Consider the following 24,457-nt stretch of genomic DNA (forward strand, 5'->3'; position numbering starts at 1 on the left):
GATGGTACCACCTCTCGGGCTCGAACCGAGGACCTCTAGATCCACAATCTAGCGCTCTAACCAACTGAGCTAAGGCGGCGTATCGCGAGGCAGTGTCTTTAGTCGGACGCGCCCGCCGGATCAAGCGCCGAAACGGGGCATTCACACGAAAACGCCCCGAAGCCGTGAAGCTTCGGGGCGCTCGTTTCCTGGCGGGTCTCGCGTTCCCTAGCGGGGAACGTTGAAGACCAGCGGCACGGTGACCTGACCGCCTTCCACCGGAGCGCCGTCAAGCGTCTTCGGCTTCATGCGGAACAGCCGCGACATCTTCAGAGCAGCGTCCCCGAAGCCGTAGTCGGCCGGGTTCTCCGAAACCACCGAGCAGTTCTCGAGAGAACCCTTGGCGGTGACGGTGCACTGGATCGTCGCCCGACCGTTGACTTCCATCCGCTGCGCCCGATCCGGGAAGTAGCGGGCGAGGTCTTCGCCGGTCGGCTTACGCAGCCAGTCGGGACGCGTCACGACCGACGCGCGGACCGGCGGGTTCGTCGGAACCGGCGGCACGTTCGAGATCACCGGCGGCGCCGTTTGCTCGACCCGTTCCTTCACAGGCGGGATCGGCAGCGGCGGCGGCGGAGTCACGTCCGGCGGCGGAGCGATCGGCGGCCTCGGCTGCACCACCGCCGGAGGCGGAGGCGGAGCGTTGGTCGGCGGCGGCGGCGGGGGCGGAGGAGGCGGCGGCGGCGGCGGGGGCGGCGGAGGCAGCTCCACGTCCACGGCGTCGTCGTGATACTCCTTCATCACCGCTTCGAACTTCTGCTTCGCCAGATACGCGAACAAAGCAGCGTGTACGCCGACGACAACGAGCGTCGCGATACCGAAGGCGCCGAGGCCCTTCTTCTTTCGCGGGCCTTCCGAGGTGAGCGGGTCGTAGTGGCGATGCTCAGGCGCTTGTTGTTCAGCCATGCATCACCCCTAGCTGTTCTGATCCTTGCCGATGAGCGCCACGCTGTAGAAGCCGTTGTCCTGGAGGGTGTTCATCACCTCCATGAAGGCCCCGTAGCGCGTCTTTTCGTCGGCGCGGATATAGATGCGCTCCTTGGTGGGATCGCGACGACCGATATTCTTCGTAAGGTCCGCACCCATCTCGTCGACCGTAGTAGGGTCGTCGCCAATGAAGACCTTTCCAGAAGCCTTGATCGAAATGTAGATCGGCTTTGGCGGGCTCGTCGACGGTTTAGCGACCGCCGGCGGCAGGTTGACTTCGACCGACACGGAGGCGAGCGGAGCCGCCACCATGAAGATGATCAGGAGGACCAGCATGACGTCCACGAAGGGCGTGACGTTGATCTCACTGTTCTGCTCGACGTTAAACCTGTCGCCCCCACCGCCTGAGAGTTTGGCGGCCATCGGTCTTACGCCCCTTTGTCGAGCTGGCGCGAAATGGCGTTCATCAGTTCAGCGACGAAGCCCTCCGAGCGCGTGCCGTAGCCGGAGATGCGGGTCTGGAAGAAGTTGTAGAAGATAACGGCCGGGATAGCGGCGAACAGACCGATACCGGTGGCGAGCAGCGCCTCGGCGATGCCGGGGGCGACGACGGCCAGGTTGGTCGTGTTGGTGTTGGCGATGCCGATGAACGAGGTCATGATCCCGTAAACCGTACCGAACAGACCGATGAACGGACCGGCCGAGCCGACCGAGGCCAGGAACACCATGCCGCCCGACAGGCGCTTAACCAGCGAGGCTTGCACCGCGTTGATGGCGTAGGTGGCGCGCGACAGGGTCGAGTCGCGGTGTTCGCCGCCGACGGCCAGGCCGGCTTGGCGCGACAGTTCGACTTCTTGGGCGGCCGCGGCGGCCATGTCGGCCATCGGGTTGCCTTCGAATTCTTCCGACGAGCCGATGCGGGCGATGTCGGCGATCGAGCGAGCGCCGCGGAAGGCTTCCAGGAACTTGTCCGACTGCTTGTTCAGGGCACCGAACTCGAACAGCTTGGTGATCAGCAGGACCCACGAGAAGACCGAGGCCAGGATCAGGCCGATCATCACGACCTTAACCACCATCTGAGCCGACATGAACATGCCGATCGGGGTCAGGGAGTGGGACTTCATCTTCTCGGTCGCGGCGACGCCGGCGTCGAGCGGCTCTTCGGCCGGAGCGGCGGCGGGAGCCGGCGTGGCGGCCGGAGCGGCGGCTTCGGTGGTGGCCGGCGCAGGAGCAGCAGCGTCCTGGGCGAAGGCCGGGGCGCTCGCCATCAGCGCAACGGCGCCGACGAGAGCGATGAGGGGGGTTTTCCGTTTAATGTCGAGCATCTGTCGCCAGTTCCTGATTGGTCTAGCACGTTTGGACCGAGGGTCGTCGCGCGAGAGCGTCTCCACCCTAATTGAATAGCCTGCGGTCCACCGATCGCTCGGACGTCCCACAAACCCGCTTCGCAGCGCTCGACCCGTTACGCCCCCCAAGTCAGGCTCATGCCCGGCAAGAAGGATCGTTTCGAAGCGCGTGTGACCGCCTCCTCTTTCGAGGTGGCGATCTTACCGCAATGTTAGAATTGCGGCAGGGGTCCTTTGGCAACCCCTTTTCGTACCGTCAAGGGGTGACGGAGGGCATAAATTCACCGCCGCCTCGATGCCCCCCGCGCCCTTGCCGCACCGCACAAATGATAAATCAGGATTTGAAGGCGGTTTTTCCCTATCAAAGGGAATATGAATGTTGCGGCGCAACATGTCGACAAAACACCGGTCTCGAACACAGGACCCCGACGAGCATCCTGGCAAAGCGCAATCTAACCGCGAAATGAACGCCCTGAAGATCTGGCCTGTGCGATCCACGCTAGCTCGCTGGACCGGTTTCAAGAGCGCTTTTCTTGTCCCAGCCCCCTTCAATCCGGGGTTTTGAGGCAAGAATTGATCCTGTCGGTCAACGGGACCGAGTTCCCGCGCCGGACCGCCCGCGCTCTCGGTCGGCGAGATGCCCGGCCCGGCGCCGGAGTCGGATGCACCGTCGTATCCGTCGAAGCGGCCTGTCGCCTCGCCCCCTTCTTCGGACAGCCGACCTCCGACGCTCCGGCGGCCGGCTTCCGACAGGGCTCCGACGCTAAAATTTCACGGCTGCCCTGAGAGGGACGCCACTGATCAAAGCTGCGGCGCCGGAAGGCGCCTGACCTCTAAGACCCTAGTCGCCCACGACCGCCTGGGAGGGCGCCGTCTGGGCGATGAGCGGCCGCCCGTCGCGCTCGTGGGCCAGCAGGCCGGCGGTCAGGATTCCACCGGCGATCAGATAGGCGAGCCACAGGGCGATCGTCCTGACCTCCGCACGCGGATTCGGCGGACGCTTGGCGTCATGCCGGTCGAAATCGTTCTCGCCCCCGAACATCATTGGATCGGCCCCCCGGCTTCGAAGGCCAAGCTTTCGTCCGGCGGCGCGAGAGTCAACGCCAAACTCCCCACTTGGTGGAGCCGGATCGTTTTACCGCGAGGATGATGCGGACGAGCCAGAGAATGACCGCGCCGCGACCGCGACCGGGGTTCGAAGTAAGCCGTTTTCGATGTGAGGAAGTGGTGCCTGGGGGCGGATTCGAACCACCGACACGCGGATTTTCAATCCGCTGCTCTACCAACTGAGCTACCCAGGCCCTGGGCCTAAAGAGCGGTGGAAACCGCTCCGGCGCCCGCCCGACGGCGGGGAGCCGCGTCTATAGGGGAGGCTAAAAACGAAGTCCAGCCCCTCTTGAAACGATCTCGAACTATTCGCGCCCGAAGTCTGTGGACGGCGGATTTTCCTCGTCATCGTCGGCGCCGGGCACCACGTAGCGATCCGAGAGCCAGCGGTTCAGGTCGATGTCGGCGCAGCGCTTGGAGCAGAAGGGCTTGAAGGCCGGCTCCGTCGGTTTCTTGCAGATCGGGCAGGCGCTCATGAGGACGCGACCTCCAGGCGGTCGTTGGGCCAGTCGGCGACGACGGCCAGGGTGAATCGGCGGCCGATCTTGTCGGCCAGGGCCTGGTCGAGGGCCGCGAAGGCCTCGGCCACGGCGGGCGAGCAGCGGCCGGCCAGACGCCCCCCGGGATCGGCCCTGCCCTCGCGCTCGAAGGCCCGGACCAGCCGCAGAGCGCCGGCGCGAGCCGACAGAGCGCCCGACTCGTCCAGCAGACGGTCGAGAATTGGCTTGGCCCGGCGCGGCACGACCATCTCCAGCGCCCCGAACTTGCTGATCGCCCCGATTCCCACGCCGGGATTGTCGATGGCGAAGGCGTTGCGGGCGGCCGTGGTCAGGGCCGGGCCATCGTGGCCGCGCCCGACCAGGTCGAACACCACCAGCCCGGCCAGCCCCTTCAGGCGCAGGACCCGGGCGGCCGTCGTGAAGGCGGCCATGTTGGCGGCGCGGGCGGCCTTCTTGGAATCACCCTCGCGGGCGCCGAGATCGACATCCACGGCCACGAGGGCCCGGGTCGCCTCGATGCTGACGTCGCCGCCGCCCGGCAGGGCGAAGACCGTGGCCAGGGCCTCGGCCTCGGCGGCCTCGACCATCTCCAGGGCGCCCAGACCCTGAGTCGGCGAACCGGACTTCACCCAGAGGCGCAGCAGCTCCTCCAGGGTCGGGGCATGGGCCAGCACGCGGGGCTCGCCCTCGGCGGGGCCGACATAGCGGGCCACGCCCGACTTGCCGCACCGCGAGGGTTGGCGAATCTCGATCTCGACCACCTGGCCCTCGACCAGCTTGGGCATGTCGGGCTTGAGCGCCAGCAGGAGGTCCGCCCCACCCGGCAAAGCGACGAAGGCGGAGTTGAAGGCGCGCTCGATCTTCTTGACCCGGGCCACACCGCGAACGCCCTCGGCGTCCAGCGGATCGTCCCCGTCCCAGCGAGCGACCAGACGCTCGGGGCGACCGTCCAGGGTGACGACCCCGACGGTCTCGCCGATGCCGGTATAGAGGTAGGCGCGGCGCTCGCTCATTCTGGTTTCTTCCAGCCCAGGCCCGTCAGCAGGTTCATCGTCTCGTAGAGCGGCAGGCCCACCACCGAGGTGTAGGAGCCATGCAGGTCGACGATGAAGCCGCCCGCCATGCCCTGCACGCCGTAGCCGCCGGCCTTGCCGCTCCATTCGCCGCCGGCCAGGTAGTCGGCCTGCTCGGCGTCGGACAGATGCTTGAACTGCACGCGGGTCTCGACCAGACGCGAAGCCTCGCGGCCGTCCGGCGCGATCAGGGCCACGCCGGTCAGGACCTTGTGGTTGCGGCCCGACAGCAGCTTGAGGCAGCGGGCGGCCTGCTCTTGCGTCTCGGCCTTGGGCAGGATGCGTCGGCCCACGGCCACCACCGTATCGGCGGCCAGGACCAGGCAGCCGGGCGAGCGGGGCGCGACCGCCCTCGCCTTCTCGACCGCCAGACGCAGAGCATGACGCCGCGGGGTTTCGTCCCGCAGCGGCGTTTCATCGATATCGGCTGGATCGACCCGATCCGGGACGACGCCGACCTGCGCCAGCAGGTCCAGGCGCCGGGGGCTCGCGCTGGCCAGGACCAGCGGCGCGCGCTGGACGACCATTCGCCAGCCCTACTTGAAGCGGTAGGTGATGCGGCCCTTGGTCAGGTCGTAGGGCGTCATTTCCACGAGCACCTTGTCGCCGGCCAGCACGCGGATGCGGTTCTTGCGCATCTTGCCGGCGGTGTGGGCGATGATCTCGTGATCGTTTTCCAGCGTCACGCGAAAGGTCGCGTTCGGCAGCAGTTCGCTGACCGTACCGGGAAACTCGAGCAGTTCTTCCTTAGCCATCAGGCCTCTCAAAACGGGTTACGCCATGCCGGTAAAGCCCCCGCGACGATTGAGTCGGGAGGGCCAGCGCGGCTGCGAGGCGGGGCTTATAGCGCATTCACCCCCCGAACGTCGATGGCGCGCCGAAACGTTGTCGAATCGCCGTGGCCAAGGCGTCACGCACCTCGCGGTAGGCCGCCAACATGGCGTCGCGCGAGCCGTCCGCAAGGGTGGGGTCGTGGGTCGGCCAATATTCGATGTCGGTGGCGCGGTCGCGGGCCAGCTCGACGGCCCGGTGCTGGGCCTCGGGGGTCAGGGAGATGACCACGTCGAAGCTGTCGTCCTCCAGCTGGGCGAAGCTCTTGGGCTTGTGTGTGGTGACGTCCAGGCCCAGCTCGTCCATCACCACGGCCACGAACGGGTCGACGCCGTCGTCGGAGGGGTCCGGCTTCAGCCCGCACGAATCGACGAAGGCCCGGGTGCCGTAGAAGTGCTTAAACAGCGCCTCGGCCATCGGCGAGCGCACCCGGTTGTAGTTGCAGGCGAACAGCACCGCGTCCGGAAGCACCGACAAGGCCCCTACCCCCGCCAGTGCAGCGCGCAGATCAGGGTGAACAGCCGGCGGGCGGTGTCGAGGTCGGTCTTCACCTTGCCCTCCAACCGCTCGCGCAGGAGGTTGGAGCCGTCGTTGTGCAGCCCCCGCCGGCCCATGTCCAAGGCCTCGATCTGCTGGGGCGAGGAGTTGCGGATCGCCGAATAGTAGCTGTCGCAGATCATGAAGTAGTCCTTGATCACCCCCCGGAAGGGCGACAAGGACAAAAGGTGCCGGCGCTCATAGTTCGGCCCGGCGATATCGAAGGCCAGGCGGTTCTCGATCAGCGACAGCTTCAGCTCATAGGGTCCGCCCGACGCCTCGACCGGCTCGAAATAGTTGCCGTCCAGCAGGTCGAAGATCGCCACCTGCCGCTCCTGCTCCTGGTCCCGCGAGGCGGCGGCCAGACTATCCTCGTCGATGAGGATGGACTTGAGGAACTGGGAGGACTTCGGATCGGACATCGTCGGGAGATTTGCCCCTTAAGGCTTGGTTGGCAATCGAATGGATGCGGAGAGCGCGTGGGCCGGCAGGCCCTCGGCCTCGGCCAGGGCGACGGTGTGCGGCCCCAGGATCGCGAACGAGGCCGCGTCGCACTTCACGATCGAGGTGCGCTTGAGGAAGTCGTAGATCGACAGGCCCGACTGGAAGCGCGCCGCGCGGCTGGTGGGCAGCACGTGGTTGGAGCCGGCCACGTAGTCGCCGATGGCTTCCGGGGTTAGGCGGCCCAGGAAGATCGCCCCGGCGTGGCGCACGCGATCGGCCAGGCGCTCGGGCTCGTCGAGAGCGAACTCGACGTGCTCGGGCGCTAGCAGGTCCACGAGGCGCGGGCTCTCGTCCAGGGGGCAGAGGATGATCGCCCCGTGGTCGCGCCACGACAGGGCCGCGTCCTCGCCGGTGGCCAGGGTCTTCAGCCGGGCGTCGACCGCGTCGGAGACGGCCTGGGCGAAGGCCTCGTCGTCGGTGATCAGGATCGACTGGGCGGCCGGGTCATGCTCGGCCTGGCTCAGCAGGTCGGCGGCGATCCAGTCGGGATCGTTGTTCCTGTCGGCCACCACGACGATCTCGGACGGACCGGCCAGGGCGTCGATGCCGACCACGCCGTAGAGACGGCGCTTGGCGGCGGTGACATAGGCGTTGCCGGGGCCGACGATCTTGTCGACCGGCTGGATCGGCCCGGCGCCGTAGGCCAGGGCGGCCACGGCCTGGGCCCCGCCGATGCGCCAGATCTCGGTGACCCCGGCCTCCTTGGCGGCGGCCAGCACCGCCGGCTGCAGCTTGCCGGGCGGGGTGACCATGGCGATGCGGTCGACCCCGGCCACCTGGGCGGGCACGGCGTTCATCAGCACGGTCGAAGGATAGGCCGCCCGGCCGCCGGGCACATAGACGCCCACGGCTTCCAACGGCGTCCAGCGCCAGCCCAGCGAGACGCCGGCCTCGTCGATCCAGCTCTGGTCCTGCGGCTTCTGGCGAGCGTGGAAGGCGCGGATGCGGGCGGCGGCGAAGGCGATGGCCTCGCGGACCTCGGCCGAGCATTCGGCGGCGCCGGCCGCGATCTCCTCGGCGGTGACGCGGATGGTGTCCTCGGTCAGGTCCACCCGGTCGAAGCGGCTGGTGAAGCTGAGCACGGCGGCCAGGCCGTCGGTCCTGACGGCGTCCAGCACGTTGCGCGCGGCCGCGTCCACGTCCTCCGGCGCGCCCCGGCGCTCGTCGAGGAAGGCCTTGAAGGCGGCGGGGAAAGACGGGTCGGAAACGTTGAAGCGGCGCATGCGGCCTAGATGCGGGTTTTTGGACAAGACACAAGAGGTTTGGTGCGGCGACTGCTTGCCCCCTACGGACCGCTTCGCGGTCGTCTTCCCCCATAGGGGGAAGAGGTGCGATAGCGCGGCGTCCTCCGCCCCCTCCGGGGGCGGACAGACCGCGAAGCGGTTAGGTGGGGGCAAGGGAGTGCGATCCCACGCCAGCGGCTGTGAGAAATGGGAAGGGTGCGAAGCGCCCGGGCCTCGCCCGGATGATTTGCAGTTATGTGTACCGTTTCGACGAAGTCCGTGCGCTTCGCGTGGACCGTTTTCCAGAAGCCTTCGGATCGCGGATTTTTAACCCGCTCCGATGGAGGCCCCCGACGGGCGGGATACTGGCTGCATCCCGGACCGCAGAGGCGATTTCAGCCCCTGCCTGTCGCGCATCGTCTTTCGGCCCCGTGGGGGTGCTCCCCTCGTCCGGCCGGCCCGCCGCGAACCCAATCCAAGGCTCCGACACGCCGACCGGCCCGAAAGGCCCCACGCAACCGGCCAACGGACGCTTCCCGCTCGACCACCCCTGAAAGCCGTTCGGTCGCCGGCCGGACGCCCTTCCCATGCTTTCAGGTGACATCAGGATACGGCCGGTCCGACACCCTGCTGGGAATAAAGATTTAGCGTAGTGATTTCAGTGGATTGCCCCCCCACCAAGCCGGGGACATGCACTTGTGCGTGTCCCCATCAGCATCCCGAACGCCTCAAGAAACCAAACACGGCGAGGCGGTTGGGGACACGCACAAGCGCATGTCCCCGGCCCTGGCCGCGCCTCCACCCACGATAAAAACGCGCGAGGTTGTCGACAAACCCGCCCCTCGTTCGTCATCCAGATACGACCCACCGCCCGGAGCCGCCCGATGAGCCCGACCATCACCGCCTTCGAACGATCCCCCGACCGGGGCCGGGGCCTGGCCCGCGACATGCGGGTGCGCTGGGCGCTCGAGGAGGTCGGCCGACCCTACGATGTGCGGCTGGTCTCGTTCGCCGCCATGAAAGAGCCCCCGCACCTGGCGCTGCACCCGTTCGGCCAGATCCCGACCTACGAGGACGGCGACCTGGTGCTGTTCGAGTCCGGCGCCATCGTCCTGCATATCGCCCAGAACCATCCGGGCCTGCTGCCCGACGAGGCCGCGGCACAGGCCCGGGCGATCTCCTGGATATTCGCGGCGGTGGACACGGTCGAGCCGCCGATCTTCGAGTTCAGCCTGGCGGGCGTACTGGAGCGCGACAAGCCCTGGTTCGAAGAGCGACAGGCCATGCTGGAGGACCGTGTCCGAGGCCGGCTGGACCAGCTTTCCGCTCGCTTGGGTGACGCCGACTGGCTGGACGGCGCCTTTAGCGCCGGCGACCTGATAATGGTGACGGTGCTGCGCCGGCTGGGCGCCTCGGGGCTGCTGGGCGCCTATCCGACCCTGGCGGCCTATATCGCCCGAGCCGAGGCCCGCCCCGCCTACCAGCGCGCCTTCGCCGACCAACTGGCGGTGTTCACGAAGGCTGAAAACCCTCTCTCATAGAGAGAGGGAGGGGCCCACCGCGCAGCGGTGGGAGGGTGAGAGGTTTCACCGCTGGCCGGAAAGGCTCTGCGGCCACCGCAGGGGACATGCTCTCACGGCAGTGCCTCGCAGACTGATCGACGACCGTGGGGTGAGTGCGTGTCCCCACCTTCGGCCACAACGCTTCCAAGCTCGGCGGACGACTTTGGGGACACGCACTCACATCGAACGCTCTGCGAACCACCGCTCGCCTTGCCGTGAGAGCATGTCCCCTGAACAGCCGTGACCCATCCTGAGAGTTTGTTACCTCTCACCCTCCCATGGCTTCGCCATGGGCCCCTCCCTCTCTCAAAGAGAGAGGGATTTGGCGGCCCCGCCCCCGACCCGCATCGCCGTCACATAGACCGCCGCCGCGATCGCCGCTCCGACGAACCAGGCGTAGTCGTAGAGCCCCGTCCATGGCGCGCCGATCCCCGCCGCCGAGGGCAGGCCGGCCGCCTTCAGGAAGCCCGGCAGGTTGGGCGCGACGCCGATCAGGAAGGCCGCCACGGCCGCCAGGTTCCAGCCCTTGAAATAGGTGTAGCGCCCCGTCCGGTCGTACAGGGCCGCGACGTCCAGCCGGGCGCGACGCAGCAGCCAGTAGTCGGCGATCAGGATACCGGCCACCGGCCCCAGCAGGGCGCCGTAACCGGTCAGCCAGACGAAGATGTAGCCCTGGGTGCTCTCCAGCAGCTTCCACGGCATGATCAGCACGCCGATCCCAGCCGTGATCCAGCCGCCCGTGCGATAGCTGATCCTGGACGGCCACAGGGCCGAGAAGTCGTAGGCCGGCCCCACCAGATTGGCGGCGATGTTGCACGAGACGGTGTCGAGGCTGATGATCAACAGGCCCACCAGCACCGCGATCCCGCCGATGTTGCCCGACAGGGCCACCGGGTCCCACACCGGCTTGCCGTAGATCAGCACCGTGGCCGAGGTGACGATGACACTCATGGTGGCCAGCAGAGCCATCGGCCCGGGCAGGCCTATCGCCTGACCCACGATCTGGTCGCGCTGGGTGCGGGCGAAGCGCGTGAAGTCCGGGATGTTCAACGCCAGGGTCGCCCAGTAGCCGGTCATGGCGGTGACGGCGGGGCCGAAGTCCTTCCAGAACCGGCCGGCCTTGGCGCCGCCAGGGTCGTAGGCGCTGGGCTCGTGCAGGATCGGGCCGATGCCGCCGGCCTTGCTGAGCGCCCACCAGACCAGCAGGCCGCAGACGATCACCTTCACCGGCGCGGTCCAGGTCTCCAGCTTGCGCACCGTCTCCAGGCCCTTGGTGACGAACAGCAGCTGGATCGCCCAGAAGGCGGCGAACGACAGCAGCTGGCCCACCCCGATGCCCAGCACCGGCACCATCGGCCCGACCAGGCTCTTGCCCACCATCACGCCCAGCAGGGTCAGCAGAGCCCCGCCGCCGATCCAGGTCTGGATGCCGTACCAGCCGCACGCCACGATGGCTCGGGCCAGGGCCGGCGCCCGCGCGCCGCGCCAGCCGAACGAGGCCCGGGCCAGCACCGCATAGGGCACGCCCCACTTGGCCCCCGCATGGCCGATCAGCAGCATCGGGACCAGCACGATCAGATTGCCGGCCAGCACGGCCCACACCGCCTGCCCCGCCGACATCCCCTGCTCGATCAGGCCCGCGGCCAGCATGTAGGCGGGCACGGCGATGACCATGCCCAGCCACAGGGCCGCGAAGTGCCGCGCCTTCCAGGTGCGCTGCTCGGCCGTGGTCGGCGCGAGGTCGGGATTCCAGAGGGTGCTGTCGGCTCGGTCGTTCATCTCGCCCCCGCGATGCGTCGTGGGCGGACCATCGACCAGCGTTCGGCGGAGGTCACGCGGAAACTTCGCCCTCGCGCCCCGGTCGGTGAATCGCCTTAATCCCTGGCGTGTCAGGGGGACCGGTCATGAAAGAACTCGTCGCATCCGTCCGTAGCGGCTTCACCGGCCTGCTGCGGTTTTCAGGGCGGGACACCGCCAAGCGCTTCTGGCCCTATGCCGGCCTGGTGATCGCCCTGTTCTTCCTGGCCACGTTCGCGATCATGGCCCCGACCATGATGTCGAGCTTCGCCAAGATGCAGGCCTTCGCGGTCGCCCATCCCGACCAGGCCACCGTCACCCAGGGTCCGGGCTCCTACTCGATCGAGATCCATGGCGATCACCCCGAGCTGATGCCCGACCTGACGCCCTTCTTCGCGGTGCTGCGGGCCAGCTGCGCGGTGGCGGTCGCGCTGCTGGCGGCGGCCGTCACGCGGCGACTGCACGACCGGGGCCGGCGCGGCTGGTGGGGCCTGCCGCCGCTGGTCTTCCTGACGACCGGGATGATCCTGTTCCCGCCTCTCTTCCAGACGATGATGCGGCAAAGCGACGTTGCGCCGGAAACGCTGGCGATGTTCGGCCTGATGTTCGTCAACAACCTGCTGTACCTGGCCTCGCTGGGGCTGCTGGTCTTCCTGCTGGCGGGCGCGAGCCAGCCGGGCGAGAACCGCTTCGGCCCGCCCGCGCCCTGAGCGGTTCAGCCCATCCCGGCATAGGCCAGGGTCGCGAGCCCGGCCCCGAACACCAGGACCATGGCCACGATGCCCACGCGGCCCCACTGGATGCAGGGGCCGGCATGCCGAAGCTCGGCGGACTCGGGCTTGTTGATGTCGCACTTGTTGAAGAACACAGGACGCGCACGGACGCGCGTCGCGAACACGGCGTCAGCCATGGCGATAGTCTCCCTAACGAACCCGCCTCTCTGACGGAGGCGTACAGTCAGGGTTAACACGAAAACTCGCCCAACGGGCGAATTTCGGAGCGTTTTCGGTCGGAAATCGACTCAAAAATCGCGTTTTCGACGCCAAAAACTGTCAAAGACGTCGAAAAACGCGAGATTTTCGAAAATCGGCTATTTGACGATGCCGTCCACCGTCTGCCGCGTGACGGCATGATAGAGCGGCCGGGTCGTGGCGTAGAGGTCCTTGGCGATGGGCTGGCCCCACTCGCCCTGGGCCATCAGGTCCTTGAACAGCGGGGCCACGAACTTGCGGCGGCCCTGCTCGGTCAGGAAGGCCTTCAGCGACGGCACGGCCGGGTCGTAGCGGTTGGCCACGGCCAGTTCCAGCCAGACGAAGCGGATCTCGCTGTTGCCCTGGGCCGACAGGCCGAAGGCGGCGTCCAGCTCGGCCAGGCGCTCGGCCGACAGCTGGCGCGGCAGGCTGGCGACGAAGCGGGTGCGCTCGGGCGTGCTCCAGGCCTTCCACTTGGCCAGCGGCGCTGCGCCGCCCTTGGCGTAGGCGGCGGCCAGGGCGTCCACCGCCGGGAAGGCGGCCGACTTCACGTGGACGGCGTTGTCGGGCAGGCCCACGTCATAGACCCACTTGTCGATGCCGATCTCGGCTTCCAGCTTGGGATCGCCCTTGATCAGATTGGCCCGCAGATCGGCGACGAAGCCGGCCGTGGTCTGGCTCTGGAAGGCGTGGCGGGCGAAGTAGTCCTTGAGGTAAGCGTCCCAGCGCTCGCGGCCGACGGCCTTCTCGATGGTGCGCAGGAAGGTCGCGCCCTTCTGATAGGCGATGTCGGTCATGCCGTCGTCGGGATCGCGGCCGGTCAGGTCCAGATGCAGGCGGGTGTCGGCGCCGGTGGGACCGCCGGCGTCCTTGATGGCGTCCTGCAGGTCGCTCCAGCCCAGGTCCGCCAGCATGTCGGCGCGGGCCTTGCCGTAGAGCTTCTCCATGATCCGGTTTTCGAAATAGTCGGTGAAACCCTCGTTCAGCCAGAAGTCGGACCAGGTGGCGTTGTTGACGAGGTTGCCCGACCAGGAGTGGGCCAGTTCGTGCGCCACCAGGCTGACCAGCGAGCGGTCGCCGGCGATGATGGTGGGCGTGGCGAAGGTCAGGCGCGGGTTCTCCATGCCGCCGAACGGGAACGACGGCGGCAGCACCAGCAGGTCGTAGCGGCCCCAGGCATAGGGGCCGTAGAGGCTCTCGGCCGCCTCGACCATCTTCTCGACATCGACCAGCTCGTTGGCGGTCTTCTTCATCACCGACGGCTCGGTATAGACGCCGGTGCGCTTGCCCAGGGGCGTGAAGGTCAGGTCGCCGATGGCGATGGCGATCAGGTACGAGGCAACCGGCTTGTCCATCTTGAACCGATAGGCGCGGCCGCCGCCGGCCACGGGCTCGCCGTCCGGGGTCAGCATCTCGGCGCTCATCACGGCCTTCAGCCCCTCGGGCGCGACGATGCGGGCGGTCCAGGTCTGGCGAATGCCGGGGCTGTCCTGGGTGGGAATCCAGCTGCGGTTGAGGATCGCCTCGCCCTGGCTGAACAGGTACGGCTTGACCTTGCCCGCCGTCTGCGAAGGCGTCAGCCATTGCAGGGCCGCGCCGCCGGGCGCGCTGTCATAGCTGACCACGATGCGGCGGGCGCCGTTGAGGGTGACTGTCAGGGGCGCGCCCAGGTGCGGGTCGCTGGCGCCCAGGGTCCACGGCAGGGCCGCGCCCTTGTCGTCCGTGATCGACTTGATCACCAGGCCCTTGCTGTCGAGCACCACCTCTTTCGCGTCCGGCGCGGCGGCGATGTCGAGGGCGGCCGTGCCGGTCATCTTCTGGCCGGCGAAGTCGGCGGTCAGGTCCAGGTCCACGTGGGTCACGCGGGCCACCAGCGGCTGGGCGTAGGAGTGGATGTCGCGCGCCTCGGGCGTGGCCAGGATGGCGGGCAGCGGCGGAGTCGTCTGGGCCAGGACGGGCGCGGCGGCGGTCGACAGCAGAAGCGCCAGCAGGGCGGCGCGGGTGGTGGTCTTCAGGGACATGGACCGGTTCCGTGTTCGCAAAAAGCGTTGGGTCCGTCTTAGCCCAGCGCGAGACGCGGTCCACCCTCAACTGTCATCCCGGACGCAGCGAAGCGAAGATCCGGGACCGACCCGAAGCGCCGAGTTCCAAGTCGGTCCCGGATCGGCGCGCTGCGCGCTTGTCCGGGATGACAGTCCTTGGGGCTGCTTAAATGTAGTCCAGCAGGCTGGTCCCGCCGGTGTTCACGCTGCCGTCGCTGTTGAACAGCGAGTTGAGCTTCTCCGACAGGTTCTGCATGGCCACCATCTTGTCGTAGAGGGCCGGGGTCCAGCCGGCGGCCTGGCGTTCCTCGTCGCTCATGGCGGCGTACTGGGTGATCAGGCTCTTGCCGAAGGCCGAGCTGTCCGCCCCCTGGGTGCTCTTGTAGGCGTTGGAGACGCTGTCGCGGTTGCGGGCCTTCACCTCGGTGGCGGCCTGGGCGATCTCGTGCTCGGAGAACTGGCCGCCCTTGTTCAGGGCCACGGCGGCCAGGGAGCGGTCGTCGAACTTGGAAAAGTCGATGGTCCCGTCGTCGGGGCCGGTGGCCATGCCCTCCCCGGTCGCCGAGGCGTACTGCTTGTCGAGCACCGAGCGGACGTCGGAGGCCACGGCGGCGATGTCGCGCGTGCGCGGGCTGGCCACCACCCCGCCGGTGTCTTTCAGGTAGGCCGCGACCGGGTCGCCGTCGATGCCCGTGGGCTGAACGCCGGGCTTGTCGGTGGCCTGCTTGAGACCCTCGGTCAGGGCGGCCTTGTCCTTGGACCACTGGGCCATGGCCTTCTCTTCCGGCCCGGCGGCCTCGAGATTGGCCAGGGCCGCCTTGTAGAGCCCGGCATAGTCGCCGGTCACCCGCATGGCCGAGGCCGAGGCCGACAGCGAGGCGTCGCGGTTGGCCTTCATCTGCAGGGTGGCGACCACCTGCTCCTCGATGGAGAACTTGCCGCCCCTGTTGCTGGCGATGGCGTAGAGGCTGCGGCGATCCAGGCCCGAGACGTCGATGGTCGCCTTGCCATCCTTCAGGGCGCTGGAGGCCTTGGCGTCCGACAGCAGCTTGTCGAGGCTGGAGCGGGCCGAGGCGACCACCGCGTCGGTGGTGCGGTTATCGGTCTGGGCCGCCAGCGCCGCCTGGGCCTCGGCCGACAGGGTGACGTTGACGCTGGCGCTGGTGGTCGCGGCGGCGCTCGCCGACTGGCCATAGGCGTTGGTCGCCGTCGCGGCCGACGTCGCCTGGGACGAGGCGGTGTTGAGCAGGGCGTAGGCGGTCGAACCGTAGCCGGTGACGCTGCTGACCATGGCGGACCTTTCTGCCCGCCGCGAAAGATTGGGAATCGCGACGGCGGTGAAACACGCCGCAACCAAGCCGCATCATGGTTAATCCGCGATTAACCATGATGTCGCCTCTCCGTCTCAGACCGCGTCGGCCGCGTTTTCCTCCCAGGCGAAATCGTAGAACACCCGCAGCACGTTGCCGTCGGGATCGTGCGCCAGGAACTCGTAGAGCTTGTAGGGCTGGGCCTGCGGAGGCTGGACGATCCTGGCCCCAGCCGCCGACCATTCGGCGTGCAGCGCATCGACCTCGGCGCGGCCGTCGAGATTGATCCACAACGCCAGCGGCCCCTGGTTTCCCAGGGCCGACCGGTAGTCGGCGTTGGCCATGAACAGCCGGCTGTCCCCGCGCGAGACGCAGGCCAGGCCGATGTCGTCGGCGGACCAGTCGACGGAAAAGCCCAGCCGGTCGCGATAATAGGCCAGGCCCACGTCCAGGTCGGACACGGGGATCTCCGGGCAGGCTGCCGGGAACCGCATCGCCGCGCCCCCTCAGGCCAGGGCGCTGACCTGGATCACCGGCTGGATGGTGGTGAAGTTGGCCACATCGGCCCGGATCTCCTCGCCGCGCGGGCCGCCCATGCTGGCGCCCAGGGCCTCGGGGCTTTCGAAGGTCAGGTGGGCCATGGCCACGAACGGCGCGGGGCCGCCGTCGGCCGCCGACAGGCCGTGGAACACCTTCACGTCCTTCAGGCCGGTGGCGCCGAAGGCGTCCTTGACCATCGGAATGTGGGTGGCGTCGTAATAGGCCTGGTCGAAACTGGCGCCGGCCGTGGCCGGATAGAGCACGCTGACAACAACCATGTCGCCCTCCCTGGGATGCGGCCTCGCCGATCGCGCGCCGTCTTTCCGACAGTTAAGCACGCCGAGGGCCGTCCGCCACGCGTGACGCGACGGCGCCTCAGCCCGCTTTGGGCCGACGCCGCAACAGCCGCCCCAGGAAGCCCAGGTCGACCGCGTTCAGCGCCTCGGCCCACAGCGCGCCGGCCAGATCGGGGTCCAGGTGATGGTCGCGAGGATCGGGGTTGCGGTAGATCGGGGCGATGACGCCCGTGGCGCCGTCGATCATCCGACCGGTGACATCGACGAACGGCAGCTTCCGGCCCGCGGCGGCGGCCTTCAGCCGGGTGTTGTAGGCCAGGGTCAGGTCGGTGCGCTGGCGCAGGCTGGTCGTGACCTCGCGCCGGGCGTTGGCCACCTCGCCCCAGTCCTGGCCGTCCCGGATGGTCGGCAGGGTCGCGCCCGTGATCACGACCTTCGCATAGCCGCCGGCCAGCAGTTCATCGACGAAGGCGAAATAGGCGGCGATGGATTGGTCGAGCTGGACCTCGATGCTCTCGCCGTACTTCTGGGCCCGGTACCAGATCACGAAGCCGCAATCGACCTCGCCCAGATGGATCACCGGCGTCACCCCGGGCGAGACCGGCAGCAGCGCGGCGCGATAGGCGCCGATCGCGTCGGTCAGCGAATTGGGGTTGCGCAGCCCCACCGCCGTCGCGCCGCCCACCTCGGTGAACAGGCAGGGCCGGTCGATCAGCCCCTTCTCGGACGCTTGCCGAAAGGCGTTGACGTGGCTGTCGCCGACGATGTGCCAGAGCCGCATGCCCACCCCGGACGCCCGGCCGCTACGCCTCGTGCCCCGGCCGGCGCGGGGTGGACCAGCCGTCGGAGACGTCGGCCAGGATCACGTCCAGGCAGTCGACGGTCACCTTGAGGTCGCCGCCGCCCGCGAAGGTAAGCAGCACCGCGCCGCCCGGCGCCTCGCCCGGCTCGAAAGCCACCGACAGCAGCTCGACCACCGCGTTCTTGGCGTCGCGGCGCAGCTTGCGGGCCTGGACGCCGGTGACGTCGCCCAGCTGCAGGGCCGAACGGATGCGCTCTCCGCCCTTCTTCTGGACGCCCTTCTCCCAGCGGAAGCGGTTGCAGGCCAGGGTCAGGGTGCGCGCCGAGGCGTCCCAGCGGATGTCGCCGATCTTGGCGACCGCGTCCTGCAAGGCGGCCGAGATCACCGCCAGGTCGTCGGCGTCCTGGGCCAGCAGCTTCAGGGCAGGCGCGTCAGTCATGCTCGGGCTCGCTCTCGGCCTCGCCCTTGATCCGGCGCACCTGGGCCCCGCAGGCGCCCAGCTTCTCTTCCAGCCGTTCGAAGCCGCGATCCAGGTGGTAGATGCGGCTGACCGTGGTCTCGCCGCGCGCCACCAAGCCCGCGATCACCAGGCTGACCGAGGCGCGCAGGTCGGTGGCCATGACCTCCGCCCCTTCAAGACGTTCCACGCCCCGCACCACGGCCTCGCCGCCCGACACCGAGATGTCGGCGCCCAGGCGCATCAGCTCCGGGGCGTGCATGAAGCGGTTCTCGAAGATGGTCTCGCGGATCCGGCTCTCGCCCTTGGCCGTGGTCATCAGGGCCATGAACTGAGCCTGCAGGTCGGTGGCGAAGCCCGGATAGGGCTGGGTCTCGACGTCCACGGCGTTCAGGCGCGTGCCGTTACGCTTGATGATCACGCCGTCCTCGGTGCGGACCACGCCGGCGCCGGCCTCTTCCAGCTTGACCAGCAGGCTGTCGATCAGTTCGGGACGAGCGCGGGTCAGCTGGACCTCGCCGCCGGCCATGGCCGCGGCCACGGCGTAGGTGCCCATCTCGATCCGGTCAGGGATCACCGAGTGCGTCGCGCCGTGCAGCTTGGCCACGCCCGTGATGGTGATGGTCGGGGTGCCCGCCCCTTCCACCTTGGCGCCCATGGCGTTCAGGCAGATCTGCAGGTCCAGCAGTTCGGGCTCGCAGGCGGCGTTGTGGATGTGGGTGACGCCGTCGGCCAGCACGGCGGCCAGCATGGCGTGCTCGGTGGCGCCCACCGAGACGAACGGGAAGGTGATCTCCGCGCCCTTCAGGCCGCGCGGGGCCTGGGCGTAGACATAGCCTTCGTGCAGGTCGATCTTGGCGCCCAGGGCCTCCAGGGCCTGCAGGTGCAGGTCGACGGGACGCGCGCCGATGGTGCAGCCGCCGGGCAGGCTGACCTTGGCCTGGCCGGTGCGGGCGATCAGCGGGCCCAGCACGTTGAACGAGGCGCGCATCTGGCGGACCAGGTCATAGGGCGCGAAGCCGCTGGTGATCTCGGCCGCGTGCAGCACGGTCTCCGAACCATCCGGCCCCTCGCGCTCGTCGACGTTCGCGCCCAGGCGCGTCAGCAGCTTGCCCAGGAACTTGGTGTCGGCCAGGCGCGGCATGTTGGTCAGGCGCAGCGGCTGATCGGTCAGCAGGCTGGCCGCCATCAGCTTGATGGCCGAGTTCTTGGCGCCGCTCACCGGGATGACCCCGTTCAGCTGCGCGCCGCCGGTGATGGCGATACGATCCAATGAAAGTCCCTCGTCGCCCGGCTGGGGGAATGTCGCCGCGCGGTCATATGTGAAGGGGCGGTTCTAGCGGTTGCAAGAGCCCGCGCAAGGGCTTGCACGGATTCCTCACGGCTCCTGCTCAGTCCCCCGCTCAGTCCGAAGAGGATTCGTCGGTCTGGGCGGGCGATTCCGTCTTGGACGCCGCGGCGGGGGCGGCTTTCCTACGGCGGAGATTGGTTCTCAGCGCCTGGGCAAGTCGCGCTTCGCGCTCGGCTTTTTCGTTTGTGGGCTTGGGGTTCCGGCTCATCTTTCCACAGGTGAAAGCGGTGCGACGTTCGGTCAAGACGATTTTGGCTTTGCCAACCGCGTTTGGTTCGCTATACGCCCCCTCCTCGTCGCCGCCGTAGCTCAGTGGTAGAGCGCATCCTTGGTAAGGCTGAGGTCGGCAGTTCAATCCTGCCCGGCGGCACCACGGGGACCCAGGCTTCCAAAAGGCCTGGGTCCCCGCCAGTTTCCTGGCAGACGAGACTTCCCCAAATCCCATACTTCCAAGCTCAAGCGTCCTTGCGCCTGCTCAGCAGCGCCGCGCCCAGCAGGGCCGAGGCCAGAGACCCCAGCAGCACGCCGATCTTGGTCTCCTCCATCAGGCTCGGATCGTCGAAGGCCAGGCCGCCGATGAACAGGCTCATGGTGAAGCCGATCCCGCACAGCACCGCCACGCCGTAGAGCTGGAACAGCGACGCCCCGCGCGGCGCCCGCGCCCAGCCCAGCCGGATCAGGCTCCAGGCGACGCCGAAGACGCCCAACTGCTTGCCCAGGAACAGGCCCAGGGCCACGCCCAGGGTCACCGGATGGGCCAGGGTCGCAAGGCCGATCCCCGCGAACGACAGGCCGGCGTTGGCGAAGCCGAAGATCGGCGTCACCCCCAGGGCGACAGGCTTGTGCAGGGCGTGCTCCAGCCGATGCAGCGGCGAACGGCCGTCGGGCCGCAGGGGAATGGTCAGGGCCAGGGCCACCCCGGCCAGGGTGGCGTGGATCCCCGACTTCAGCACCAGGAACCACAGCACGACGCCTAGCAGCAGATAGGGCCACAGCGCCGCGACCTTCAGGCGGTTCAGGGCGACCAGGACCAGCAGCACCCCGCCCGCCCCGGCCAGGGCCGCCATGTGCAGCTGGTCGGTATAGAAGAGCGCGATGATCACGATGGCCGCCAGGTCGTCCATGATGGCGATGGCCGTCAGAAACACCTTCAGCGAGGCCGGGACGCGCGGTCCCAGCAAGGTCAGCACCCCCAGGGCGAAGGCGATGTCGGTGGCCGACGGGATCGCCCAGCCGGCGACGCTGGCCGGATGCTTCAGATTGAAGGCCAGATAGATCGCCGCCGGCAGGATCACCCCGCCCAGCGCCGCCGCGCCCGGCAGGATCACGTCGGCGGCGCGCGACAGCTGGCCCTGCAGGACCTCGCGCTTGATCTCCAGCCCCACCAGCAGGAAGAACAGGGCCATCAGGCCGTCGTTGATCCAGTGCAGGACGCTCTCGTCCAGACGCACGGGTCCCAGGGCGAAGCCCAGATGCCGGTCCAACGCGGCGAAATAGGCCGGCGCCAGCGGGGAATTGGCCACGACCAGGGCCAGGGCGGCGGCGGCCATCAAGGCGTAGCCGCCCGAGGCCTCGTGCGTGATGAAGGCGCGCAGCGCCGTGTTCGAAGTCCTGACGAATTTGCCCAGCATCGGTCCCTGCCTTCCGAAGGCGAGGGACGGGCTTGGCGGATCAAACGCGATCGACGCGACCCGCCACGAGCACATCCCTCGAGATGTTTCGTGGCGCCAGGTTATCGACGGACGCCGGACTGGATTCGCCGGGCGGCGCCAGCCTGGTCGCTGAGCGACCCGATCTCTGCGACCTCAATTAAGGCCTGGGCCGTCCCGCGCAACAACAATCGGAAAACGGCCGCCCGGCTTGGTTGCAGACATGCGAACCACACTTGCTTGACGAGTTCGATGCGCTATACCTTTTAGCAACCTATGGGGGAAACACCATGATACGCACGTCGAGCTGGATCGTGGGCGTCGTCGCCGCCCTCGCCGTCGGGCCCTGGGCCCAGGCCGCGCCGAAAGTCTACGCCTTCGAGCCGCCGCCCACCCTGACGGCGCCCGCGCCGGAAGGCTCCCAGGCGCTGGCGCTGACGGCGACCTCGCAGCGGTGCAACCCCAAGGGCTCGTTCATGCGCGACGGCGACGTCGTCTCGGCCAAGCTGAACCTGGTCATGGCCGACTTCACCATCAACAACCCCGATCCCAGCGATCCGCAGGGCGGCGACGACCCCGTCCGCCTGCGCTCCTACGGCGGCTGCAAGTCCGGCCCGGTGATGGAGGTCAAGCCCGGCGACACCCTGCGGGTCGAGCTGAACAACGGGCTCGACAAGAACGACCCCACCTGTATCGACAACCCGCCCGCGGGCCTCAGCCTGCCGCCCGGCGTCGGCTGCTTCAACACCACCAACCTGCACACCCACGGCCTGCATGTCTCCCCGGCCGGCAACAGCGACAACGTGCTGCTGAACATCGCGCCGCAGACCAGCTTCCCCTATGAGATCAACGTGCCCCGCGACCACCCGTCGGGGACCTTCTGGTACCACGCGCACCGTCACGGCTCGACGGCTGTGCAGGTGGCCAGCGGCCAGTCGGGCGTGCTGCTGATCCGTGGCGACCGCCCCTACCGCGCGCCCACCAAGCTGAACCCGCATCCGATCGCCGACATCGACACCATCCTGCACGACGCCAAGGGCGTTCCCCTGCCCGAGAAGGTGTTTCTGTTCCAGCAGATCGCCTACGCCTGCTTCCTGGACGATCCCAAGGCCCAGGGCGGCCCCTGGCAGCAGATCTTCACGACCGCGGGCCTCTACAACGTCAACAGCACCGGCGCCTCGGCCAACGCGCCGTGGACCTGCCCCAAGTCGACGCCCAGCGCGCCCGTCACGCGCGGCGCGATCGAGAACTTCTCGCTGCAGCTGGACTCCCCCACCATCTGGGACACCAACGGGCGCTTCACCAGCATCAATGGCATCGTCCAGCCCACCATCACCGTGCCGGCCGGCGAGATCCAGCGCTGGCGCTTCATCCACGCGGGCATCCACGACACGATCAACATCCAGGTCGTGCGCGCCAATCCCGTGCGCGGCCTGATCCAGGCCTCGGCCCTCAGCGGCAACCGTCAGGAGCAGAAGGCCGACCTGCTGGCCGCCTGCCAGGCGACGGCCGCCAACCTGATCCCGCAGTTCGAGATCGCCTCGGACGGCCTGACCCGCGTCAAGGTCCGCACCGTCCGGGCCGACGCCTCGGCGGGCATGACCGAGTCCAACTACCTGCAGCCCGGCTATCGCAGCGACATCCTGGTGGTCTTCCCGACCGACGGCGACTACTGCCTGCTCGACCAGGCCGCCCCGCCGCAGGAGCGGGCCGGCAACGGCAGCGGCCCCGGCGGCCAAGGCCCTTCGACCCCGCAGCTCCTGGCCTATGTCCACGTGCGCGGCGGCAAGGCCGTGACCACCGACCTGAAGGCCTATGTGCTGAACAGCCTGGCGGCCGCCAACCCGACCCTGCCGGTCAAGGTGCGCGACGGCCTGCGCAAGGGCGACATCTCGCCCTGGGCGGCCTTCGTCGGCGTCCTGGCCCCGCCGGCCCCGAACAACACCACGCCGCAGACGGCCAACTTCGCGATCACCGGCCCGCCCCCGGGCGCCAACAACCCGCTGTTCCAGATCAACGGCGCGTCCTACGACCCGGACACGGTGAACTATACCCGCCAGGTCAATACGACGGACGACTGGCTGCTGACCTCGCAAGGCGAGCCGCACATCTTCCACATCCACATCAACCCGTTCCAGGTGATCGACATCACCACCAAGAACGCCGCGGGCCAGCAGGAGTCGATCTTCGACAAGGACGGCAAGTGCAAGCCCCTGGCCAACCAGGACAGCCAGGGCCTGGCCAACCAGTATTGCGGCCTGAAGGACGTCTACAAGGACACTCTGTTCGTCGAGAACGGCTACAACGTCCGCGTCCGCACCTACTACGACCGCTACATCGGCGAATACGTCATCCACTGCCACATCCTCGACCACGAGGACGGGGGCATGATGGCCAACATCGCCATCGTCCCGGACCTCAGCGCTCCGGGCGGCGGCCTGGGCATGGCCGGCATGAAGCACGGCGCCAACGGCGGCGGCGGGCATAGCCACTAGGCCCAACTACTGAGCCTGGAGGCCGCCCTCTCCTCCCGGAGGGGGCGGCCCTGGCTCGGTTCCGTCGTTCCCATCTCCGGGACACGCGCGCCGGATCGCAGGATGCCAGAAAGCAAGCTGCTTCACTGCAGGTGTCGGCATGGGTGCCGGACCTTCGCGCGGGTCACCTACTGGGATTGCGGCTGCGTCGATGTGAAGATTCACAACGATCAGCTTGCCGGTTTCGATTGTTCCGACTTCTCCGGCATGCGCGAGTCCTGCCCAAGACCTGGCCGCCCGCCGCACCGCGAGAGGCACGAGCCGCGCGAACGGCCCGAGCGACGTGAGCGGCGTGAGCGGCACGAGCAACGTCCCCAAAGATCGAGGTCGGACAGGCGCTCTTCCTCCTCGCGCTCATCCTACTCACGCTCATCCACGTCCACGTATAGCGGCGGCGGCACGTCGGCCAGCGGCTGCCTTGGAACGCTCCTCGTGATCGGTTTCGTCGGATACCTGGTGACGACCGCGGCAGCGTGGGTAGACGCCGGCTCGCTATGTTCCTTCAATCAAAGAAGCGACTACTGGCGACCCTATTATTGTGGCCGAGCTCGGATGGGCTATTGGGCGTTCTTCTTGAGCGCGGGCAAGCCGATGCCGCCTGGATGGGAAATGAAGGACGGCCGTCCGGTCCCGTCGCGGTAAGGCGCCCGACCGTGCGCGTCGGGGTGTCAGCCGCCTTCGCCGCCAAGCGGCTGGGCAGACCCGTCCGGAAGAACCTTCAACATCTGGACGGCCTCGCCGCGAGGTCCGCGACACGGCTGAGACGAAGGCGGGCGCACCACGATGATGCTTCGTGAAACGTCTACGGAACTGCCGCTCGGACAGCGGTAGCTGCCCGCCACGACCTCGCGGCGCGAGGTCCAGCTCCAGTGGTGGTCGGCGGCCTGGGCGAGGTCCGCGTTCGGATCGATCCCGAGCCGCTTCAGAAGATCGAACTTCTCCGACACCCAGGCGGGAGCAGCAGGCGCCCTAGGCTCGCCACAGCCGGCGAGCGCCATGGCGGTCAGCGCAAGGAGGGCGAAGTTCGGCTTCATGCGGCGAACCTACGCCCTCAAGATT

General features: G+C 68.2%; 25 protein-coding genes and 3 tRNA genes. 4 read left to right on the plus strand and 24 right to left on the minus strand.

The window, feature by feature from the left end:
* Nucleotides 1–2: 2 nt before the first annotated feature.
* The 13 genes from AC07OA_RS12825 to hisD form a co-directional block, all read right to left on the minus strand.
* Nucleotides 3–79 (minus strand) — tRNA-His (locus AC07OA_RS12825).
* A gap of 128 nt (nucleotides 80–207) precedes the next feature.
* The gene (locus tag AC07OA_RS12830) at nucleotides 208–945 is read right to left on the minus strand and encodes an energy transducer TonB (RefSeq protein WP_494664193.1); all 738 of its coding nucleotides are present in this window, start codon (nucleotides 943–945) and stop codon (nucleotides 208–210) included.
* A 9-nt stretch (nucleotides 946–954) separates the two neighbouring features.
* Nucleotides 955–1,389: a biopolymer transporter ExbD gene (locus tag AC07OA_RS12835; protein WP_494664194.1), complete on the minus strand. Its 435-nt coding sequence runs from the start codon at nucleotides 1,387–1,389 to the stop codon at nucleotides 955–957.
* A 5-nt stretch (nucleotides 1,390–1,394) separates the two neighbouring features.
* Nucleotides 1,395–2,291: a MotA/TolQ/ExbB proton channel family protein gene (locus tag AC07OA_RS12840; RefSeq protein ID WP_494664195.1), complete on the minus strand. Its 897-nt coding sequence runs from the start codon at nucleotides 2,289–2,291 to the stop codon at nucleotides 1,395–1,397.
* Between the two features lie 862 nt (nucleotides 2,292–3,153).
* Nucleotides 3,154–3,357, minus strand: a complete 204-nt coding sequence (locus AC07OA_RS12845; protein ID WP_494664196.1) for a hypothetical protein — start codon at nucleotides 3,355–3,357, stop codon at nucleotides 3,154–3,156.
* A 180-nt stretch (nucleotides 3,358–3,537) separates the two neighbouring features.
* Nucleotides 3,538–3,613: transfer RNA gene (locus AC07OA_RS12850), tRNA-Phe, on the minus strand.
* Between the two features lie 111 nt (nucleotides 3,614–3,724).
* Complete coding sequence (locus AC07OA_RS12855) at nucleotides 3,725–3,895, minus strand: DNA gyrase inhibitor YacG (RefSeq protein ID WP_494664197.1); 171 nt, start codon at nucleotides 3,893–3,895, stop codon at nucleotides 3,725–3,727.
* Nucleotides 3,892–4,932 carry a ribonuclease E/G gene (locus AC07OA_RS12860; RefSeq protein ID WP_494664198.1) on the minus strand — a complete coding sequence of 347 codons (1,041 nt, stop codon included), beginning with the start codon at nucleotides 4,930–4,932 and terminating at the stop codon, nucleotides 3,892–3,894. Before AC07OA_RS12860 ends, AC07OA_RS12855 begins: the two co-directional genes overlap by 4 nt.
* Nucleotides 4,929–5,519, minus strand: a complete 591-nt coding sequence (locus AC07OA_RS12865; protein WP_494664199.1) for a Maf family protein — start codon at nucleotides 5,517–5,519, stop codon at nucleotides 4,929–4,931. The genes AC07OA_RS12860 and AC07OA_RS12865 overlap by 4 nt, the downstream gene beginning before the upstream one ends.
* Nucleotides 5,520–5,528: 9 nt before the next feature.
* Entirely contained in the window at nucleotides 5,529–5,747 is a 219-nt protein-coding gene (infA, locus tag AC07OA_RS12870; RefSeq protein WP_008261544.1) for a translation initiation factor IF-1, read from the minus strand.
* A 97-nt stretch (nucleotides 5,748–5,844) separates the two neighbouring features.
* Entirely contained in the window at nucleotides 5,845–6,300 is a 456-nt protein-coding gene (locus AC07OA_RS12875) for an arsenate-mycothiol transferase ArsC (RefSeq protein WP_494664200.1), read from the minus strand.
* Nucleotides 6,301–6,305: 5 nt separating this feature from the next.
* The gene (locus AC07OA_RS12880; RefSeq protein ID WP_494664201.1) at nucleotides 6,306–6,782 is read right to left on the minus strand and encodes a UPF0262 family protein; all 477 of its coding nucleotides are present in this window, start codon (nucleotides 6,780–6,782) and stop codon (nucleotides 6,306–6,308) included.
* A gap of 18 nt (nucleotides 6,783–6,800) precedes the next feature.
* The gene (hisD, locus tag AC07OA_RS12885) at nucleotides 6,801–8,087 is read right to left on the minus strand and encodes a histidinol dehydrogenase (protein ID WP_494664202.1); all 1,287 of its coding nucleotides are present in this window, start codon (nucleotides 8,085–8,087) and stop codon (nucleotides 6,801–6,803) included.
* An 884-nt stretch (nucleotides 8,088–8,971) separates the two neighbouring features.
* Between hisD and AC07OA_RS12890 the strand changes: the two genes are divergently transcribed.
* A complete protein-coding gene (locus AC07OA_RS12890) occupies nucleotides 8,972–9,628 on the plus strand; it encodes a glutathione S-transferase family protein (RefSeq protein WP_494664203.1) in 657 nt (218 codons plus the stop codon).
* A 327-nt stretch (nucleotides 9,629–9,955) separates the two neighbouring features.
* On the opposite strand, the gene AC07OA_RS12895 is transcribed toward AC07OA_RS12890, so the two are convergent.
* Nucleotides 9,956–11,428, minus strand: a complete 1,473-nt coding sequence (locus AC07OA_RS12895) for an NCS1 family nucleobase:cation symporter-1 (RefSeq protein ID WP_494664204.1) — start codon at nucleotides 11,426–11,428, stop codon at nucleotides 9,956–9,958.
* Nucleotides 11,429–11,553: 125 nt separating this feature from the next.
* Between AC07OA_RS12895 and AC07OA_RS12900 the strand changes: the two genes are divergently transcribed.
* Nucleotides 11,554–12,156: a DUF805 domain-containing protein gene (locus AC07OA_RS12900; protein WP_494664205.1), complete on the plus strand. Its 603-nt coding sequence runs from the start codon at nucleotides 11,554–11,556 to the stop codon at nucleotides 12,154–12,156.
* A gap of 5 nt (nucleotides 12,157–12,161) precedes the next feature.
* Here the strand turns inward: AC07OA_RS12900 and AC07OA_RS12905 are convergent, their stop codons facing one another.
* The 8 genes from AC07OA_RS12905 to murA form a co-directional block, all read right to left on the minus strand.
* Complete coding sequence (locus AC07OA_RS12905) at nucleotides 12,162–12,356, minus strand: hypothetical protein (RefSeq protein WP_494664206.1); 195 nt, start codon at nucleotides 12,354–12,356, stop codon at nucleotides 12,162–12,164.
* Between the two features lie 180 nt (nucleotides 12,357–12,536).
* Nucleotides 12,537–14,438 carry a M1 family metallopeptidase gene (locus tag AC07OA_RS12910; RefSeq protein WP_494664207.1) on the minus strand — a complete coding sequence of 634 codons (1,902 nt, stop codon included), beginning with the start codon at nucleotides 14,436–14,438 and terminating at the stop codon, nucleotides 12,537–12,539.
* A gap of 187 nt (nucleotides 14,439–14,625) precedes the next feature.
* Nucleotides 14,626–15,750: a hypothetical protein gene (locus tag AC07OA_RS12915; RefSeq protein ID WP_494664208.1), complete on the minus strand. Its 1,125-nt coding sequence runs from the start codon at nucleotides 15,748–15,750 to the stop codon at nucleotides 14,626–14,628.
* A gap of 114 nt (nucleotides 15,751–15,864) precedes the next feature.
* On the minus strand, nucleotides 15,865–16,230 hold the full coding sequence (locus AC07OA_RS12920; RefSeq protein ID WP_494664209.1) for a VOC family protein: 366 nt from the start codon (nucleotides 16,228–16,230) through the stop codon (nucleotides 15,865–15,867).
* A gap of 45 nt (nucleotides 16,231–16,275) precedes the next feature.
* Nucleotides 16,276–16,587, minus strand: a complete 312-nt coding sequence (locus AC07OA_RS12925; protein ID WP_494664210.1) for an EthD family reductase — start codon at nucleotides 16,585–16,587, stop codon at nucleotides 16,276–16,278.
* Nucleotides 16,588–16,684: 97 nt separating this feature from the next.
* Nucleotides 16,685–17,386, minus strand: coding sequence for a hypothetical protein (locus tag AC07OA_RS12930; protein ID WP_494664211.1), 702 nt, complete (start codon nucleotides 17,384–17,386; stop codon nucleotides 16,685–16,687).
* Nucleotides 17,387–17,408: 22 nt separating this feature from the next.
* Nucleotides 17,409–17,846 (minus strand): DUF2948 family protein, encoded by a 438-nt coding sequence (locus tag AC07OA_RS12935; RefSeq protein ID WP_494664212.1) that lies wholly within the window; start codon nucleotides 17,844–17,846, stop codon nucleotides 17,409–17,411.
* On the minus strand, nucleotides 17,839–19,137 hold the full coding sequence (murA, locus tag AC07OA_RS12940; RefSeq protein WP_494664213.1) for a UDP-N-acetylglucosamine 1-carboxyvinyltransferase: 1,299 nt from the start codon (nucleotides 19,135–19,137) through the stop codon (nucleotides 17,839–17,841). Before murA ends, AC07OA_RS12935 begins: the two co-directional genes overlap by 8 nt.
* A gap of 376 nt (nucleotides 19,138–19,513) precedes the next feature.
* On the opposite strand from murA, the gene AC07OA_RS12945 reads away from it, so the two are divergent.
* Nucleotides 19,514–19,588: transfer RNA gene (locus AC07OA_RS12945), tRNA-Thr, on the plus strand.
* Nucleotides 19,589–19,670: 82 nt separating this feature from the next.
* Here the strand turns inward: AC07OA_RS12945 and nhaA are convergent.
* On the minus strand, nucleotides 19,671–20,846 hold the full coding sequence (gene nhaA, locus AC07OA_RS12950; protein ID WP_494664214.1) for a Na+/H+ antiporter NhaA: 1,176 nt from the start codon (nucleotides 20,844–20,846) through the stop codon (nucleotides 19,671–19,673).
* Between the two features lie 308 nt (nucleotides 20,847–21,154).
* Between nhaA and AC07OA_RS12955 the strand changes: the two genes are divergently transcribed.
* The gene (locus tag AC07OA_RS12955; protein ID WP_494664215.1) at nucleotides 21,155–23,359 is read left to right on the plus strand and encodes a multicopper oxidase family protein; all 2,205 of its coding nucleotides are present in this window, start codon (nucleotides 21,155–21,157) and stop codon (nucleotides 23,357–23,359) included.
* A 707-nt stretch (nucleotides 23,360–24,066) separates the two neighbouring features.
* On the opposite strand, the gene AC07OA_RS12960 is transcribed toward AC07OA_RS12955, so the two are convergent.
* Complete coding sequence (locus tag AC07OA_RS12960) at nucleotides 24,067–24,432, minus strand: hypothetical protein (protein ID WP_494664216.1); 366 nt, start codon at nucleotides 24,430–24,432, stop codon at nucleotides 24,067–24,069.
* Nucleotides 24,433–24,457: the final 25 nt, after the last annotated feature.

This window comes from Caulobacter sp. GW821-FHT09B08 (genome assembly GCF_059418225.1).

Coding starts and splice junctions, on each gene's coding strand:
- AC07OA_RS12830 (WP_494664193.1), bottom strand. CDS start 945: ATGGCTGAACAACAAGCGCCTGAGCATCGCCACTACGACCCGCTCACC.
- AC07OA_RS12835 (WP_494664194.1), bottom strand. CDS start 1,389: ATGGCCGCCAAACTCTCAGGCGGTGGGGGCGACAGGTTTAACGTCGAG.
- AC07OA_RS12840 (WP_494664195.1), bottom strand. CDS start 2,291: ATGCTCGACATTAAACGGAAAACCCCCCTCATCGCTCTCGTCGGCGCC.
- AC07OA_RS12845 (WP_494664196.1), bottom strand. CDS start 3,357: ATGATGTTCGGGGGCGAGAACGATTTCGACCGGCATGACGCCAAGCGT.
- AC07OA_RS12855 (WP_494664197.1), bottom strand. CDS start 3,895: ATGAGCGCCTGCCCGATCTGCAAGAAACCGACGGAGCCGGCCTTCAAG.
- AC07OA_RS12860 (WP_494664198.1), bottom strand. CDS start 4,932: ATGAGCGAGCGCCGCGCCTACCTCTATACCGGCATCGGCGAGACCGTC.
- AC07OA_RS12865 (WP_494664199.1), bottom strand. CDS start 5,519: ATGGTCGTCCAGCGCGCGCCGCTGGTCCTGGCCAGCGCGAGCCCCCGG.
- infA (WP_008261544.1), bottom strand. CDS start 5,747: ATGGCTAAGGAAGAACTGCTCGAGTTTCCCGGTACGGTCAGCGAACTG.
- AC07OA_RS12880 (WP_494664201.1), bottom strand. CDS start 6,782: ATGTCCGATCCGAAGTCCTCCCAGTTCCTCAAGTCCATCCTCATCGAC.
- hisD (WP_494664202.1), bottom strand. CDS start 8,087: ATGCGCCGCTTCAACGTTTCCGACCCGTCTTTCCCCGCCGCCTTCAAG.
- AC07OA_RS12890 (WP_494664203.1), top strand. CDS start 8,972: ATGAGCCCGACCATCACCGCCTTCGAACGATCCCCCGACCGGGGCCGG.
- AC07OA_RS12895 (WP_494664204.1), bottom strand. CDS start 11,428: ATGAACGACCGAGCCGACAGCACCCTCTGGAATCCCGACCTCGCGCCG.
- AC07OA_RS12900 (WP_494664205.1), top strand. CDS start 11,554: ATGAAAGAACTCGTCGCATCCGTCCGTAGCGGCTTCACCGGCCTGCTG.
- AC07OA_RS12905 (WP_494664206.1), bottom strand. CDS start 12,356: ATGGCTGACGCCGTGTTCGCGACGCGCGTCCGTGCGCGTCCTGTGTTC.
- AC07OA_RS12910 (WP_494664207.1), bottom strand. CDS start 14,438: ATGTCCCTGAAGACCACCACCCGCGCCGCCCTGCTGGCGCTTCTGCTG.
- AC07OA_RS12915 (WP_494664208.1), bottom strand. CDS start 15,750: ATGGTCAGCAGCGTCACCGGCTACGGTTCGACCGCCTACGCCCTGCTC.
- AC07OA_RS12925 (WP_494664210.1), bottom strand. CDS start 16,587: ATGGTTGTTGTCAGCGTGCTCTATCCGGCCACGGCCGGCGCCAGTTTC.
- AC07OA_RS12930 (WP_494664211.1), bottom strand. CDS start 17,386: ATGCGGCTCTGGCACATCGTCGGCGACAGCCACGTCAACGCCTTTCGG.
- AC07OA_RS12935 (WP_494664212.1), bottom strand. CDS start 17,846: ATGACTGACGCGCCTGCCCTGAAGCTGCTGGCCCAGGACGCCGACGAC.
- nhaA (WP_494664214.1), bottom strand. CDS start 20,846: ATGCTGGGCAAATTCGTCAGGACTTCGAACACGGCGCTGCGCGCCTTC.
- AC07OA_RS12955 (WP_494664215.1), top strand. CDS start 21,155: ATGATACGCACGTCGAGCTGGATCGTGGGCGTCGTCGCCGCCCTCGCC.
- AC07OA_RS12960 (WP_494664216.1), bottom strand. CDS start 24,432: ATGAAGCCGAACTTCGCCCTCCTTGCGCTGACCGCCATGGCGCTCGCC.